Source organism: Streptomyces sp. NPDC103540, from assembly GCF_055584445.1.
This window is the reverse complement of the sequence record NZ_JBVJMA010000006.1, coordinates 336,146-351,544: the sequence shown is the minus strand read 5'-3', so window position 1 is coordinate 351,544 and position 15,399 is coordinate 336,146. Positions and strand designations below refer to the sequence as shown.

Sequence of the window (15,399 nt, the reverse complement as noted above, 5' to 3'; positions counted from 1 at the left end):
GGTCACACCTCTGTGGCGGTCGGGTGCAGGGCGCCTTCGAGCACCTGCCGGAGTTCCTCCAGCAGGCACCGGGCGGCCTCGTCGTCGTACTGGGCGGGGTCGTGGGTGAGCAGGGCCCGCAGCGTGCCCTCGTCCTCGTAGAAGCCGAGGTCGAGGTCGAAGGCGCTGAACGGGTCGTGGTTGATCAGGGTGGCCGCCAGCCCGTCGAGGGCGGGGGGCACCTCCGGGGTGGACTGGAAGGAGACGCAGACGTTCACCACGGGTCGGCTGCCGCGGCGTTGGAGGCCGAGGTCGGCGACGAGCCGCTCGAAGGGCATGGTGCGGTGGACGTAGGCGCCGAGCGTGGCGCGGCGTACGGCCCGGAGCAGGTCGTGGAAGTCGCCGCCCTCGGGGACGCGGGTGCGCAGCGGGAGGAGGTTCACGAGGAAGCCGACGGTGTGGTCGAACTCGGGGCGGCCCCGGAAGCCGGCGCGGGTGCCGACGAGGATGTCGTGGCTGCCGGTGTGGCGGTGCAGCAGGGTCGTGGTGGCGGCGAGCAGGACCATGAACGGGGTGACCCGCTCGCGCCGGGCGAAGTCCCGCAGCGCGTCGTAGAGCGGCCGGGGGAAGGTCAGCCAGCGGGTGGCGACCGGTTCGCCCGCGCGGCCGCGGCCGGGTCCGGGCCCGGCGGCGGGGCGGGCGAGGTCGAGCTCCGGGAGCGGGCCCGCGCCCTCCAGTTCGGCGCGCCAGTAGGCGAGTTCACGCGCGGCGGCGGGTCCTTCGAGCCACTCGCGCTGCCAGCGGACGAAGGCGGCGTAGTGGGAGCGCACGGGTTCGAGCGGTGAGGGCAGTCCGGCGCGGTGGGCGGCGTAGAGGCGCTCCAGCTCGCGGAAGAGGACCGACCACCAGGAAACGGCGTCCGAGACGATGTGGTGCGTGGTGAGGCGGACCACGTGTTCGCGGGGGCCGAGCCGGTACAGCGCGGCGCGCACGACGGGACCGCGGGCCAGGTCGAAGCGGCGGTCCTGGTCCTGGCGCAGCAGCCGAAGCAGCTCCGACTCCCTTGACCGCTGGGGCAGTTCGGAGAGGTCGGTGATCGGCAGCGGAAGCCGCGCGCCCTCCGCGGGGAGGACCTCCTGCGTGGGACGGCCCCCGCTGACGGGGAACCGGGTGCGCAGTGCCTCGTGCCGGCGCACGAGTTCCTCCAGGCTCCACCGGAGGGCCGGCAGGTCCAGCTCGCCCACCAGGCGGAAGGTCATCGGGTCGACGAACGAGGTGCCCGAGAAGCGCTCCAGGAACCACATGCCCTGCTGGGCGTGGGACAGCGGCAATTCCGTCACCGGACGCGACCTCACTTTCCTTGCCTGGGCGGCCCCGAATTCAATTTCATTTGATCGGGGCCGCCATCCAAACACACTGGTGATCACGTCCGCAAGGGAGATCCGACGGATCACATGAAGCTCCCAATTGGACTTCCGGAAGCGTGAATTCAGTGGCAGGGTGTGTAGTACGATCCCGCCATGAGTTCGCTGGTGAAGAATCTTCGAGAGAAATCCTCATGAATCTCCGCACACCTGCCAGAACTCTCGGAGTTCTGGGCGGAATGGGCCCTTCCGCAACTGCCGAATTCCTCCGGGTCCTCGCCGTGAAAGCACCGGCGGACACCGATCAGGAACATCCCCGGGTCATCCTCCTGTCCGAACCGGGCATACCCGACCGCAGCACCTCGCTCCTCGCGCGCGACGAGGCCCCGCTGGAGCCCCTGCGCACCGGCCTGCACACCCTCGCCGGATGGGGCGCCGATCTGCTGGCCGTGCCGTGCAACACCGCGCACGCCTTCGTCGACCGCTTCCGGGCCGAACTGCCGGTGCCCGTCGTCCACATCATCGACGCGACGCTGCGGGCGGCCCGGCTCGCCGGCCCCGAGGGCGGCTGGCTGGCCGCCACGACCGGAACCGTGCTCAGCGGCCTCTACCAGCGCCGCGCCGAGGAGCTCGACTACCCGCTCTTCGTGCCGTCCGACGAGGTCCAGGAGCTGGTCCACGAGGCCAGCGTGCTGATCAAGGCGGGTCGTACGGTCGCGGCCGGAGCCGTGTACGCCGAGGCCGCCCGCATCCTGTGCGAGAAGATCGACGCCCCGATCCTGGCCGCCTGCACCGAACTGCCGCTCGCGCACGCCGCCGCGGGCCTGCCGCCGGAGCGGATGGTCTCCAGCCTCGACGCGCTCGCCGACGCCTGCGTCGCGGAGCTGTACCGCTGAGGCGGGCGTGGGGGGGGGGGGCGTCCGGCCCGGACGGCCCCCGCCCCCACGCGTGCGTTCCCCGTCCGGCGGTGCCGGACGGGGAACGCGCACGGCCCGGCGAACGGGCGCCCGCTCACGAACGGTGCGCCACGAATGCGGCGAGGCGGTCGAGCCCCTCGTTTATCAGAGCGGGCGTCAGAACACTGAAGGAAAGCCGCATCTGACGGAATCCCCCGGCGCCGGCGTAGAAGTGGTACATCGGGGTCCACACGACCCCGAAATCCCTCCCGGATATCGCCAGGGCCTCCTCGTCCGCCCGGAACGGAACGGACAGGACCACGAACATTCCGCCGTTCGGCGCATTCCAGTCGACTCCGCCCCTTTCCGCGGGAGTGGCTCCCGGGAATCGGGCGGCCAGCCCGGACAGCACGGCCCGGAGGTTCTCCCGGTACACCTGCGCCTCGCGGACCACCGCACGCTCGACACTGCACCCGTTCTCCAACAGGAAACCGCCGATGACCGCCTGGGCGACCGTGGAGGTGTTCAGCGTCAGCATGCTCTTGAGCTTGGCCAGCTCGTCCGCGAGCAGGCCGCCGCCCTCGACCGGCTGGTCCGCGACCACGTACCCGACCCGGGCGCCGGCGAAGGCGGACTTGGCGAACGAACCCAGGTAGACCACGCGCCGGTGCTCGTCCATCGACTTGATCGTCGGAAGCCGCTCGCCGACGGTGCGGAACATCGAGTAGGGGTTGTCCTCCAGGAGGAGGACGTCCTCCTCCTCGGCCACGCGCAGCAGCTCCCGGCGGCGCTCCTCGGACAGGGACGCCCCGCCCGGGTTCGCGAAGTCGGGCACCACGTAGCAGGCGCGCGGGCGCAGCCCCCGGGCCCTGGCCTCGCGGATCCGGCGGACCAGGTCCTCGGGGTCGATGCCGCCCTCGTCCTCGCGCACCGGGCACACCGGCATGTCGACCAGGCGGGCCGCGCCGATGAACCCGACGTAGGTGGGAGTGGGGGCGAGGATGACGTCGCGGTGGTCCCGGCGCAGCGCGCGCATCACGAGGACCATCGCCTCCTGGCAGCCGGTGGTGACGACCACCGACTCGGGGTCCACGTACAGGCCCTCGTCGATCTCCAGGTGGCGGGAGACGAGGTGGGTGATCGTGCCCTTGGTGCGGCCGTACTGGAAGAGGGTGCGCCGGACCTGCTCCGCGCCCTGTCCGAGGTCCGTCTCCAGGTGGTCGCGGAAGAGGCCGATCCGCCGTTGCAGGGACTCCGGTTCGTGGAAGCCCTCGTACGGGCGGCCGGCGGCGAAGCTGACCGCGTCGGGGTGGCGGCCGGTCACCTCGTTGAGCAGGGTCATGGACGTCAGGGCCGGATCGCTGAGCGAGCTGTGCAGATCGCCCAGGGCCAGCGGTCGGAGGGAAGTGGTGGTGGGCACGGCGTCACCTGCCGGTCTTACGGGGCCCCGCCGGGGGCGGGACGGGGACGGTCGGATGGAGGGGGCCGCCGGCGATGGTCCGGGCCGGGGTTAGGATCCGGCTCGAACGACACCGAGGAGAGCGGGGACGGGCGTGGTGCCACACGGGGGCGGCGAGGACGCGCAGCGGTGGTTCCGTCGGCAACCGGCACGGGATCCGCACGTCCGGCTGGTGTGCTTCCCGCACGCCGGCGGCGCGGCGAGCGCCTACCGGGAATGGGGGCCGCTGCTGCCGCCCGGGGTGGATCTGCTGGCGGTGCAGTACCCGGGGCGCCAGAACCGCCTGAGCGAGCCCTGTGTGGAGCGGATGGAGGAACTGGCGGACCGGATCGCGGCGGCCCTGACCCCGTTCCTGGGGCTGCCGCTCGCCTTCTTCGGCCACAGCATGGGCACGTCGGTGGCGTACGAGGTGGCCCTGCGGCTCGAACGGAGCAGCGGTCTCGTCCTGGAGCGGCTGTTCGTCTCGGGGCGGACGGCGCCGCACCTGGTGCCGCCCGTGGCCACGGGCGAGGACGCGGTGCTCGCCTCGGTACGTCGGCTCGGCGCACCGGACGCCGCCGTCTACGAGGACCCCGACCTGCTGCCGCTGGTGTTGCCCTCGCTGCGCGCCGACCACCGCCTCCTCGCCGCGTACCGCCCCGCGGACCCGGAGCCGCTGTCCGCCCCGGTGACCGCGTTCGGCGGCGAGAGCGATCCGGCCTGCGCGGTCGACACCCTCGCCGGATGGGCGGGGCTGACGACCGCCGGCTGGCGCGCGTCGACCTTCCCCGGAGGCCACTTCTACCTGGTCGAGCATCGTGCGGAGCTGGTCCGCGCGATCGGCACGCAGCTCGTGGGGGCGGAGCGCGGCGCCTGACCGGGGCGGGCCGGTCATCCGATGAGCCCCGCGGCGGTGCCGCCCATCAGCGCGCGGTGCTCGTCGGCGCTCAGCACGGTGCCGTCGGGCCACGGCTCGGGATCGCGGGCGAGGTCGGCCATGCGGGCCACCGAGTCCGTCATGGTGGCGAAGGGGTAGTCGGTGCCCCACAGCAGTCGGTCCAACACGCCCGCCCGGCGGGCGTGCGCGAGCGCCGCCGCGACGGTGGGCGCCGGCCGGTAGGAGCCGAAGATCGACAGGTCGGCGTAGAGGTTGGGCCGGCGGGCCAGGAGCTCGACGCAGGGGCCGGTCCACGGGGTGCCGAGGTGGGCGAGGATCAGCTTGAGTCCGGGGAAGTCCCGGGCGACCGGCTCCAGCAGCAGCGGGGAGAAGAAGCGGGCGTCGGCCTTCTTCGACGGCGTGTACCCGGTGTGCACCAGGACCGGGACGCCGAGTTCCTCGGCCGTCTCGTACACCTCGTACCAGAGGGGGTCGGCGGGCGACATCCGCAGGTAGCAGGGTGCGGTCTTCAGCCCGCGCAGTCCGAGGTCGGTCACGGCGTGGCGCAGGTCGGCGGCGGCGCCGGGGCGACCGGCGTCCACCGAGGCGAAGCCCACGAACCGGCCCGGGTGGCGTGCGCACATCCCCGCGACGAACTCGTTCGGTACGGAGAAGCCCTCGACCCGGCTCACCTCGAAGGCGAGCAGGAAGGCCCGGTCGACCCCGGCGGCGTCCATCTCGGCGATCAGCCTGGCCTCCGGGGCGGACAGCGCCTGGGGCGGCATCCCGGTGGTCGCCATCATCTGGTCGGCGAACTCGGCGGTGTAGTGGCGGTGGTACTCGCCGGCGTGGACATGGGAATCGATGATCACGTGAGTGCTGTTCCGTTCGGTGCGGGACGCGGGTCAGGCGTTCCAGCGGACGAGGTGGACGCCCTTGGGTTCCAGGACGACCTCGGTGGCGAGCCGTGGGGCGCCGTCCCCGGACGGCCGCCGCAGGGTGGTGCGGACGGTCTCGGGGGCGTGGTTGACAACCACCGCGCAGCGTTCGTCGCCGCGCCGCAGGACGGTGGTCTCGACGGCCGGCTCGTCGGCGGTGATCTCCGGCTGGATGCCCGCGGCCTCGGCGAGGGCGGCGTACAGCAGGTGCCAGGGCGCCTCCTGGAGCCGGTAGGGGGCGTTGAGGCCCTCTTCGAGCGGTGCGGCGAGGTAGTAGGCGGTGCCCCGGCCATGGCGGTGACGGGTCAGGGCGGGGGAACCGCCGGGGAAGACGGCGAGGACGTCGGCGCCGGCGGCCTCCACGAGCGGGATCTGGCCGGGTGGGCGGTGGACGGGGTAGCGGATGCCCTGCCAGGTGAAGGAGTCCGCGGCGGCGGGGTCGAGGGTGTAGTCGTGGACCCGGACTCCGAACAGCTCCTCCCCGCCGAAGGCGTGCAGCAGGTCGCCGGTGGTGTACAGCAGGGTGCCGCCGCCGGCCACGTACGCGGTCAGGCGCTGCTGGTCGGGCAGGGAGAGGTGGTGCACGGAGGGGCAGATCACCAGGGCGTGCCGGTCCAGGGTCGCGGGTCGGGCGAACGCGTAGGACAGGTGGGCGCGTTGGAGCAGCAGGTGGGCGTAGAAGGGGGCGGCCTCCCCCGTCCCGGCGGTGGCCAGGTAGGCGGCGTCGCCGGGGTCCGCCTCGGGCAGGAAGACCCCGACGGCGGGCGGCGAGGGGGCGAAGCCGGCGAGTTCGCCGGTGACCCGTCCGGCGAACTCCCGGTAGGCGTGCATGGCGGGCTTGAGCCGGCCGTCGGGGTCGACGAGTCCGACGAACCTCTCGTTGGGGCGCAGCGCGTACGGCTTGTCCTGGGTGGTGAAGTCCTGCCAGCACCAGACGGCGATGCCGGCGGCGCCCGCCGCGAAGGCGCTGTGCGAGGTCGCGCGCAGGTAGCGCGCGGCCGTGTCCTCGTCGCAGCCGTAGCTGCCGAGTTCGTCGACGAGCACGGCCGCGTCGACACGGCCCCGGCGCACCAGGTAGGGGACGAACGAGCTGGCCTTGACGGAGTCGACCGCCTCGATGTGGAACGGCGTCCAGACGGGGAAGCCGTGCAGCCCGACGAGGTCGAGGGGTTCGGCGTGTTCGGGGCGGAAGGCGTGGCCGCCGGTGACGGCGGAGGCCTCGTTGGCCTGGAGCACGAGCGCGGCGGGGTCGGCGTCGCGGACCGCTCCGGCGAGCAGGCCCCACCACCGGCGGACCTCGTCGGGGCCGAGGGCGGCGGAGGCGGCGGAGTCCACGTGGATGACCTCGTCGCCGAGGTCGTACGCGAGGACGTTCGGCGCGTCGCGCAACACGTGCGCGATGTGGCCGACGAAGGCGCGCTGGCGCTCGACCATGTCGGCGTCGTGCCACAGGTCGCGTCCGCCGCGCCAGTCGGGCTCGAAGCGCTGGCCGTTCATCCAGATGGTGAGCAGGGAGGGCAGGCAGTACAGGCCGTGCCGTTCGGCGATCGCGACCAGTTCGCGCAGGCGGTCGGTCTTCTCCGCGTCGTACACGCCCTCCTCGGGCTCGAAGTCGGCCCAGAAGACGAAGAAGCGGACCGTGTTGAAGCCGAGTTCGGCCATCCGCCCGAAGTCGGCGTCGAGCACGTCGGGGTCCCAGGTGCGCCAGTAGGCACAACCGGCCTGCGAGGGGTGGTAGTTGAAGCCGACGGCGAAGTGGGGTCGGCCCTCGCGGCGCAGGGTTCCCTCGGCGAGGGTCAGCCGGGTGGGCGGGCTCACGCGGGTGGGCGGGCTCACGGCGCCGTCCATGCCTGCCTCACCGCCTCCACGACCAGTTCCGCCTCCTCGACGCCCATCCCGGCGTAGAGCGGCAGGCTCAGCTGGGCGTCGGTGACGGCCTCGGTGAGGGGGAGGTCGCCGCGGCCGGTGCCGAACCGTTCGCGGTAGGCGGTGAACAGGTGGCTGGGCGGGTAGTGCACGCCGGTCTGGACGCCGGCGCCGCGCAGCCGCTCCTGGAGCGCCGCCCGGTCGGTGCCCTCGGGGAGCAGGATCGCGAACAGGTGGTGGGCGCTCTCCTCCAGGGGCCGGTCCGCGAAGGGCAGCGTGATGCCGGGCAGGTCGGCCAGGCGGTCGCGGTAGTGGCGGACCACCTCCTGTCGGCGGGCCTGTCCGGCGGGCAGCGCGGCCAGCTGTACCCGTCCGATGGCGCTGTTGACCTCGGTGGGACGGTAGTTGAGGCCGAAGCCGTCGACGTCGTAGACGGACGGGCCGCCGCGGTGGCGGTCCTGGGCGCTGACGGTGAGGGCGTGCGAGCGGAGCCTGCGCAGCTCGGACAGGAGCGCGGGGTCCCGGGCGACGATCATGCCGCCCTCGCCGGTCGCCAGGTTCTTCGTGGCGAAGAAGCTGTAGCAGCCGATGTCGCCCACGGTGCCGAGGAACCCGTGCGGGGTGCGGGTGGCCGGGGCGTGCGCGGAGTCCTCCACGAGGGCGACGCCGCGGGCGCGGGCCAGCTCGGCGAGGGCGGGCAGGTCGGCGGCGTGGCCGCCGTAGTGCATGGCCACGACGGCTTTGGTGCGCGGGGTGATCCGGCGGGCGACGTCCGCCGAGTCCACGCACAGGTCGTGGCGGGAGGTGATGTCGGCGAACACGGGCGTGGCACCGCACAGGGTGACGGTGGCGGCCGCGGAGACGAAGCTCAGGGAGGGCATGACGACCTCGTCTCCGGGACCGATGCCCAGGGCGAGGAAGGCCAAGTGCAGGGCGGCGGTCCCGTTGCTGACGGCGACGGCGCCGTCGACGCCGAGGGTCCGCGCGTAGCGGGCCTCGAAGTCCTGGGTGACGGGGCCGTTGGAGAGCCAGCCGGAGCGCAGGACCTCGGCGACCGCTTCCGCCTCGACCGGACCGATCTCGGGTCGGTACAGGGGAACTTTCCAGTCGGTCATCCGTGTACGGCCTCTTTCCGGGTGTGGCGGTGGGTGTGGTGCTCGTTCGTGCCGAGGTAGCGGGCGCGGTCGGCGCGGAAGGCCCGCTCGGCCCGTGCGAGCTGCTCGGGGGTGCCTATGTCGCGCCATTCGCCGTCGAAGACGTAGCCCTCGACGCGTTCGCCGGCCGCGCGGGCGCTCTCCAGGAGCGCGGGCATGTCGTGGCGGCCGGAGGGCGGCAGGAAGCGCAGCAGGGCGGGTTCCAGGACGTAGATGCCGCCGCTGACCAGGAAGTCCATCCGGGGCTTCTCGCGGAAGTCGACGACGCGGCTGTCGTCGTCGATGCGGACGACGCCGTGGGCGATGTCGATGCTCTGCGGTGCCAGGGCGATGGTGGCGGCGGCACCCGACTTCTTGTGGGCGGACCACAGGTCGGCGAAGTCGATGTCGGTGAGCAGGTCCGCGTTCATCACGAGGGTGGCGTCCTCGAAGGGCTCCAGCAGGGCCAGCGGGCCGGCCGTGCCCAGCGGTTCGTTCTCCAGGCGGAAGTCGAGTTCGAGGCCCTGCCAGTGGTTGCCGCCGAAGCTGTCCTCGATCATGTGGGCGCGGTAGCCGAGGGAGAGCGTGACGTGGGTGAAGCCGGCGTTCCTCAGTTGGCGCAGGATGATGTGGAGGATGGGTGTGCCGTCCACCGGGATCAAAGGCTTGGGGACGGTCAGGGTGGCCGGGCGCAGGCGGCGCCCCTCTCCTCCGGCCAGTACGACTGCTTTCATCGGGCCCCCTCCTTGTGGCGCTGTGCGGAAACGAGCGCGGAGTAGACCTGGTGGACCCGGTCGGTGACCGCGTCCCAGGTCAGTTCGCGTCGGAGCTTTTCGTTGCCCTGCCGTCCCATGCGGATCCGCTCGGCCGGGTCGTCGAGGAGCCGGCACACGGCGTCGGCCACGGGACCGGGGGTCGCGGGGACCAGGAGTCCGTCGCGGCCGTGCCGCACGACCTCCTCGCTGCCCGCGAAGTCGGAGCCGATGACCGGCTTGCCGCAGGCCCACGCCTCGGCGTAGACGAGCGGGAACAGGTCGACGGTCGAGGGCAGGCACACCATGTCGCAGGCGGCCAGGGCGCTGTGCTTGTCGTCCTCGTCCACGAGGCCGAGTTCGATGACGCGGGGGTCCGCGTGGTCCGCGAACCGCTCCAGGCAGTCCTCGTCCCAACGCGGCCCCAGGAACACCAGGTGGGTCTCGGGGTGGCGTTCCCAGATGGAGCGGGCGGCCTCCAGGAGCACGGTGTAGCCCTTGGAGCGCATCTTGCGGCCGAGGAAGAGCACCATGGGTCCGTCGATGCCGTACGCGCGGCGGAACCGCTCGGGGTCCGCCGTGCCGGGCAGGTGCGGTCCCTGGGCCACGAGGTGCAGCACCTCGGGCGGGACGCCCTGCCCGGCCAGCATGTCGCGCTCGGCTCCGGTGAGGACGAAGACGGCGTCCGCCCGGCGGCACGCGTCGAGGACGGCCTCCCGGTCGGGCCACACCTCGGGCGCGGACGCGGGGGTGACGGCGAAGGGGACGTCCCAGGCGCGGGCCAGTTCCAGGCCGGTCCGCAGGTCCTCGGGGTGGAAGGCGTCGAAGGCGTGCACGACGTCGGGCCGGTCGGCGTCCCAGGGGCCGGCCTCCGCCGGCACCGGCTCCACCCGCACCCCGGCGCCCGCCATGAACCGGGCGGAGTCCTCGTCCACCTCGCCGGAGTGCAGGCGGACGTCGAGGCCGCGCCGGGCCATGCCGTCGGCGAGGTACTGCATCATCAGTTCCGCTCCCGCGCGCGCCGGGAAGTACCCCCGGTGGACGTAGCGCACGCGCATCGCGGTCACCGCCGCTTCGCGCCGCGGGCGGCGATGTCCTGTGCGTACCACTCGTGGGTGCGGCGCAGGCCCTCGGCGAGGTCCACCGCCGGTGCGTGGCCGGTCAGTTCGCGCAGCAGGGTCACGTCGGGCAGGCGCCGGGCGGGCGAGAGCGGGGGCGCGGGGTGGATGTCGGTGGCGGGGTGGCGGCCGACCGTGTCGAAGACCTTGCGGGCGAGGTCCTCGATGAGGATCTCCTCCTGGTCGTTGCCGATGTTGACCAGCAGGGTCTCCTTGGTGGGGAGCGCGGTCAGGGCGGCGATGGCGTCGACGGCGTCGGTCACGTAGCAGAAGGCGCGGGTCTGGTCGGCCCCGTAGATCGCGAACGGGTCCGCGCCGCCGAGGAGGCGCTCGATGAACTGCGGGATGACGTGCTCGTAGCCCATGCGGGGGCCGTAGACGTTGTGGAAGCGCACCATGCGCAGCGCGAACCCGTGCGCCTGGGCGTAGTTGCGGCAGAGCAGTTCGCCCGCGATCTTGCTGAACCCGTACGAGGAGCGGGCGACGGTGGGGTCGGAGACGACCAGCGGCACGTCCTCCGCGGTGGGTACCCGCGCGACGCCCGCCTCGACGCTGCCGGCGTAGGCCTCGCTGGAGGAGGCGAAGCACAGGGTGGCGTCGGGCAGCGTGGTGAACCAGTCGAGGAGGTGGATCGTGGACAGGAGGTTGGTCCGCAGGACGCGCTGCGGCTCCTCGTTGGAGTACACGACGCCGACGACGGCCGCGAGGTGGTACACCTCGGTGTAGTCCCCGTCGAGGAGGCCCTCGGGGACGGGGGTGGTGAGGTCGTGTTCGACGAGCCGGACGAGCGGGCGCACGGCGGCGAGCCGGTCGTCGGAGCGGCCTCGGCTGAAGTCGTCGAGGAGGGTGACGTCGCAGGTGGCTGCGAGCTTCTCGGCGAGGTGCAGGCCGATGAAGCCCGCGCCGCCGGTGATCAGGACCTTCTTACGCAACTCCGAGCCTCATTACGTTCGTCGAGAGCGGGAGGACCCGCCAGGTGTCGTAGACCAGGGCGGGCTGGGCCATCCTGGAGATCAGGTCGTCGGCGTCCAGGTCGCGGTAGCCGAGGTGGTCGTTGAGGACGAGCGCGGCGTGCGCGCCGGTGAAGCCCTCCTCGATCGTGACGGGGCGGACCCCGAGCGCCTCGATGCGTTCGGCCGGCACCACGAAGTCGTGGCCGACGATCTCGCGGACCCGACCGCGCAGCAGTTCCAGCAGCGGCTCGTACGGGGCGCCGCGCAGGTCGTCGGTCTCGGGGCGGCCCTTGTAGGCGAACCCGGTGAGCAGGACGGTGGCTTCGGCGGGGTCGTGGCCGCTCTCCCACAGCGCGGCGAGGACCCGCTCGCCGACCCGGCGCGGCATGGACTCGTTCAGGGTGCGGGCCGCGCCGATGAGCTCGGGGACGTGGCCGTGGCCGGCCAGCGAGTGCCGCAGCAGGTACGGGTCCTTGGTCAGGCAACTGCCGCCCACGAAGCCGGGCTTGTGGATGTCGGGGCGCGGGTAGTCGCGGTTCGCGGCGCCGATGACCTCCATGGCGTCGAGGCCGAGCTTCTCCGCGATGAGGGCGACCTCGTTGCCGAAGCCGTAGATGAGGTCGGTGTGGCAGTTGCACACGAGCTTGACCAGCTCCGCGGCCTCCAGGGAGGAGACGGGGACGACCTGGTCGGTGACGGTGGCGAAGAGGTCCGCGGCGAGCTTGGCGGAGGCCTCGTCCAGACCGCCGACGATCTGCGGCAGCGACAGCAGCTCGGCGAGCGCCTGGCCCTGGATGGTGCGCTCCGGGGCGAAGGCGAGCAGCGGCTCGGGGACGCGGGCGCGCAGCGCCGGCAGGACCAGGTTCCGCGAGGTGCCCACGGGGACCGTGCTGCGGACGATGACGAGGGTGTCCCCGTCGATGCCGGCCGCGATGGACTCGGTGGCGGCGGTGAGGTGGCCGAGGTTCGGAGTGGTGCTGCCGTCCTTGATGGGCGTGCCCACGCAGATGATGACGACCGGCGGCAGCCGGTGGCCCTCGATGTCGGCCGTGACGTGCAGGGCGCCCGTGGCGGCGCTGTCGCGGATCAGGTCCTCCACGCCGGGTTCGGCGAGTACGAGCCGGCCCTGGGCCAGTTCGCCCGCCACCACCGGGTTGGCCTCGTAGCCGAGGACCCGCTTGCCCGTGGACAGCAGGGCCGCGGTGAGCGTGACGCCGACGTAGCCCATGCCGACGACACAGACGTCGAATTCGTGGAACGGTGTGCGCGATTCCATTGTGCATACCCCCTTTTGTGATACGTATCGGTCCGGTGGGCGGAGGTCAGCCGACCACCCAGTAGGTCTTTTCCGCCCTACCGCCGAGCTGGCGCTTCTGGTCGTCGAGGCCCTTGACCTCGGAGCCGCCCGCGTCCACTTCCCGGATTCCCTGGGCCCACATCCGCTTGAAGACGTTCAGCCAGACGTACTGGGGAATCGCGGTGAATCCGGTGGGGTCCTTGAATATGTCGGTGAGCCGTTCGGGGAAGCGCATCGACATCGTGCAGTAGAGCGCCGCGCGGCGCTCCGCCGTCCGCTCGCCCGCGAAGAACATGACCGGCACCTCCTCGCCCCCCTCGACGGCCATGCGGCCGAGGTAGGCGAAGTAGTCGCGCTCGTTCTCGCCACCGGGCTTCTGGGTGATCAGCGCCATGTAGTCCTCGGGTGTGGAGCCGACGACCATGCCCTGTTCCCGGCGGGCCTGGAAGTAGCCCTCGACGATCCCGCGGGCCTGCGCCGCCTCCTCGGCGGTGTGGCCGTAGGGGCGGATCCGGAAGTCCAGGTGGTCGTTGCGCGCGAGGAAGTTCTCGAAGCGGCGGAAGGCGAGCCGGTTCTTCGACTTGTACTTGCGGTTGTCCTCGCCCTCCAGGTTGCGGACCCGCAGTTCCCCGTCCGGCTGCTCCTCGAAGAGTCCTTCCAGGTAGTAGACCCGGTTGGGGTAGGTCTCGTCCTCCTCCGGGGCGTCGGGGTGCCAGGGGGCGGTGTCGACCCCGTCGAACCCGGAGGCCAGGAAGAGGTCGCGGTCCTCGGGCGAGAGGTGGCGGACGTAGACGGAGGCGGGGGCCAGGCCGGCGTCGCGGACGTCGGCGATGAAGCGCCGCACGGCCTCGACGCGGCCCGGGCCCTTGGGCGCCACGATGTGGAGGTGCTTGGTGAGGTGGCCCTCCTTGCTGAAGTAGCCGACCCCGAAGAGGTTCTCTCCGTCGTGGAACACCAGGCCGTTCCGGTACTCGATGCTGGAGCCCCGGAGGTTGTACCCGTTCGCGTACAGCATGAGGCCCAGGTGCCCCAGGGCGAACGAACCGTCCTTGAAATCCTGAATGATGTCGAAGGATTCCTCGACGGGCCTCAGCTTGTCCCCGAAAAGACTCAGCAAACGCAATTCGAATTGATGCCGTTCATTGGCCAGGAGACGCATAGATTACTCGACCATTCGATCGTCGGATTACTCGTTCACCATAACGCGCGAAGTGCGGTTGACCAATAGAGAATTCGATTGCCAACCGGCTTTGTTTCAGCGGATTTTGACGCGGATGCGGGCAGCCGGCCGGGGAAGCGCGTTCCGGTCGATCTTTCCCGCCGGGGTGCGCGGCAGTTCGTCCAGCGCCACGAAGACGTTGGGCACCATGTACTCGGGCAGCGTGCGGCGGACGTGCTCGCGCAGCTCGGCCGCCGACGGGGCGCCGGGACCGTCGGGGGTGGTGTACGCGACCATGCGCGGGCCGCCGGGCACGTCGTCCCGCACGATCACCGCGGCGTGCACCACGCCGGGGTGCGCGGCCAGGGCGTGCTCGACCTCGCCCAGTTCGATCCGGAAGCCGCGCAGTTTGACCTGGTCGTCCCAGCGCCCGAGGAATTCGTACGGGCCGTCCGGCCGGCGTCGGACCCGGTCCCCGGTGCGGTACATCCGGGCCCCGGGCACCGGGGCGAACGGGTCGGGCAGGAACTTCTCCGCCGTCAGCCCGGGCCGACACCGGTAGCCGCGGCTGACCTGCCGGCCGCCGAGGTACAGCTCCCCGGACTCGCCGTCCGGTACCGGCCGCAGCTCCTCGTCCAGCACGTACGCCTCGACCGCGGGGAGGGCGTCGCCGATCGGGACGGAACCCCCCTCCCCCGTCACGCTGCCGGCGATGGCCACGACGCTGTTCTCGGTGGGGCCGTACATGTTGAACACGGCCGTCACGCCGGCGTCGAGCATCTCCCGCACCAGCGGGCCGGGCAGCGCCTCGCCGCCCGAGAAGACCGTACGGGCCCGGCCGGCCAGGCCGCCGAGCGCCGCCAGCTGCGCCAGCGCCGAGGGCACGCTGGAGACGGTGCGGGCCTCCACCGGCGCGTCGGCGTCGCAGACGGCGAAGACGTCGCCGGCCAGGACCACCGATCCGCCCGCGCACAGCGGGACGAAGATCTCGTACACGGAGACGTCGAAGGACGTCGGGGTGGCCGCGAGGACGCCGTCGAGCCGTTCCGACCCTACCAACTCCCCCAGTGCGGCGACCAGTTCGGACATCCCGCCGCGCGTCACCATGACGCCCTTGGGGCGGCCCGTGGAACCCGAGGTGAAGATGACGTACGCGAGCTGGTCGCGCAGCGGCCGGGGCCGGGGGCCGGCGGCGGGCAGCGGCCACCCCTCCAGCTCCTCCAGGAGCAGCACGGGGCCCTCGTAGGGGACCGTGCCGAGCAGCTCGCGGTGGGTGAGCAGGGCCGCCGCGCCGGAGTCGCCGAGCATGTGGGCGCAGCGCTCCCGGGGGTAGCCGGGGTCCACCGGGACGTATCCCGCGCCGACCTTCAGCACGCCGAACAGGGCGGCGACCATCTGCGGGGTCCGACCGGCGAGGACCGCCACCCGGTCGTCCCGGCGGATGCCGGCCTCGCGCAGCCTGCCGGCGACCCGCCGCGCCGCCTCGTCCAGCTCGCGGAAGGTCCAGGTCCGGCCCTCCCAGGTGAGCGCCGGAGCGTCGGGCCGCTCGGCGACCACCGCCTCGAACGCCTCGATGACGTCGGGTACCGCTGTCATGTCTCCCCCGTTCACGGTGGTGGCGTCCGGCGG

The 15,399-nt window shown here is 72.3% G+C and carries 13 protein-coding genes; 2 read left to right on the top strand and 11 right to left on the bottom strand.

Annotated elements, in window-relative coordinates; all coding sequences use genetic code 11:
* Positions 1 to 2: 2 nt before the first annotated feature.
* Positions 3 to 1,319, bottom strand: coding sequence for a condensation domain-containing protein (locus ACZ6ZI_RS17235; RefSeq protein WP_469521296.1), 1,317 nt, complete (start codon positions 1,317 to 1,319; stop codon positions 3 to 5).
* Positions 1,320 to 1,537: 218 nt separating this feature from the next.
* On the opposite strand from ACZ6ZI_RS17235, the gene ACZ6ZI_RS17230 reads away from it, so the two are divergent.
* Positions 1,538 to 2,239 carry an aspartate/glutamate racemase family protein gene (locus ACZ6ZI_RS17230; protein ID WP_469521293.1) on the top strand — a complete coding sequence of 234 codons (702 nt, stop codon included), beginning with the start codon at positions 1,538 to 1,540 and terminating at the stop codon, positions 2,237 to 2,239.
* A 115-nt stretch (positions 2,240 to 2,354) separates the two neighbouring features.
* Here the strand turns inward: ACZ6ZI_RS17230 and ACZ6ZI_RS17225 are convergent, their stop codons facing one another.
* Positions 2,355 to 3,659: an aminotransferase-like domain-containing protein gene (locus tag ACZ6ZI_RS17225; protein WP_469521289.1), complete on the bottom strand. Its 1,305-nt coding sequence runs from the start codon at positions 3,657 to 3,659 to the stop codon at positions 2,355 to 2,357.
* Between the two features lie 133 nt (positions 3,660 to 3,792).
* Between ACZ6ZI_RS17225 and ACZ6ZI_RS17220 the strand changes: the two genes are divergently transcribed.
* Positions 3,793 to 4,554 carry a thioesterase II family protein gene (locus tag ACZ6ZI_RS17220; RefSeq protein ID WP_469521286.1) on the top strand — a complete coding sequence of 254 codons (762 nt, stop codon included), beginning with the start codon at positions 3,793 to 3,795 and terminating at the stop codon, positions 4,552 to 4,554.
* 14 nt (positions 4,555 to 4,568) lie between these two features.
* Here ACZ6ZI_RS17220 and ACZ6ZI_RS17215 read toward each other — a convergent pair whose 3' ends face one another.
* From ACZ6ZI_RS17215 to ACZ6ZI_RS17175, 9 genes are all read right to left on the bottom strand, one after another.
* Complete coding sequence (locus ACZ6ZI_RS17215) at positions 4,569 to 5,426, bottom strand: amidohydrolase family protein (protein WP_469521283.1); 858 nt, start codon at positions 5,424 to 5,426, stop codon at positions 4,569 to 4,571.
* Positions 5,427 to 5,459: 33 nt separating this feature from the next.
* A complete protein-coding gene (locus ACZ6ZI_RS17210) occupies positions 5,460 to 7,328 on the bottom strand; it encodes a beta-galactosidase trimerization domain-containing protein (RefSeq protein WP_469521281.1) in 1,869 nt (622 codons plus the stop codon).
* Entirely contained in the window at positions 7,325 to 8,473 is a 1,149-nt protein-coding gene (locus ACZ6ZI_RS17205; RefSeq protein WP_469521278.1) for a DegT/DnrJ/EryC1/StrS family aminotransferase, read from the bottom strand. The genes ACZ6ZI_RS17210 and ACZ6ZI_RS17205 overlap by 4 nt, the downstream gene beginning before the upstream one ends.
* Complete coding sequence (locus tag ACZ6ZI_RS17200; protein ID WP_469521275.1) at positions 8,470 to 9,225, bottom strand: nucleotidyltransferase family protein; 756 nt, start codon at positions 9,223 to 9,225, stop codon at positions 8,470 to 8,472. Before ACZ6ZI_RS17200 ends, ACZ6ZI_RS17205 begins: the two co-directional genes overlap by 4 nt.
* Positions 9,222 to 10,301, bottom strand: coding sequence for a glycosyltransferase family 4 protein (locus ACZ6ZI_RS17195; RefSeq protein ID WP_469521648.1), 1,080 nt, complete (start codon positions 10,299 to 10,301; stop codon positions 9,222 to 9,224). Before ACZ6ZI_RS17195 ends, ACZ6ZI_RS17200 begins: the two co-directional genes overlap by 4 nt.
* Positions 10,302 to 10,306: 5 nt before the next feature.
* Complete coding sequence (locus ACZ6ZI_RS17190; RefSeq protein ID WP_469521273.1) at positions 10,307 to 11,293, bottom strand: NAD-dependent epimerase/dehydratase family protein; 987 nt, start codon at positions 11,291 to 11,293, stop codon at positions 10,307 to 10,309.
* The gene (locus ACZ6ZI_RS17185; RefSeq protein ID WP_469521270.1) at positions 11,286 to 12,590 is read right to left on the bottom strand and encodes a nucleotide sugar dehydrogenase; all 1,305 of its coding nucleotides are present in this window, start codon (positions 12,588 to 12,590) and stop codon (positions 11,286 to 11,288) included. The genes ACZ6ZI_RS17190 and ACZ6ZI_RS17185 overlap by 8 nt, the downstream gene beginning before the upstream one ends.
* 46 nt (positions 12,591 to 12,636) lie before the next feature.
* A complete protein-coding gene (locus ACZ6ZI_RS17180) occupies positions 12,637 to 13,728 on the bottom strand; it encodes a hypothetical protein (RefSeq protein ID WP_469521268.1) in 1,092 nt (363 codons plus the stop codon).
* A gap of 138 nt (positions 13,729 to 13,866) precedes the next feature.
* Positions 13,867 to 15,366 (bottom strand): amino acid adenylation domain-containing protein, encoded by a 1,500-nt coding sequence (locus tag ACZ6ZI_RS17175; protein WP_469521265.1) that lies wholly within the window; start codon positions 15,364 to 15,366, stop codon positions 13,867 to 13,869.
* Between the last annotated feature and the right edge of the window lie 33 nt (positions 15,367 to 15,399).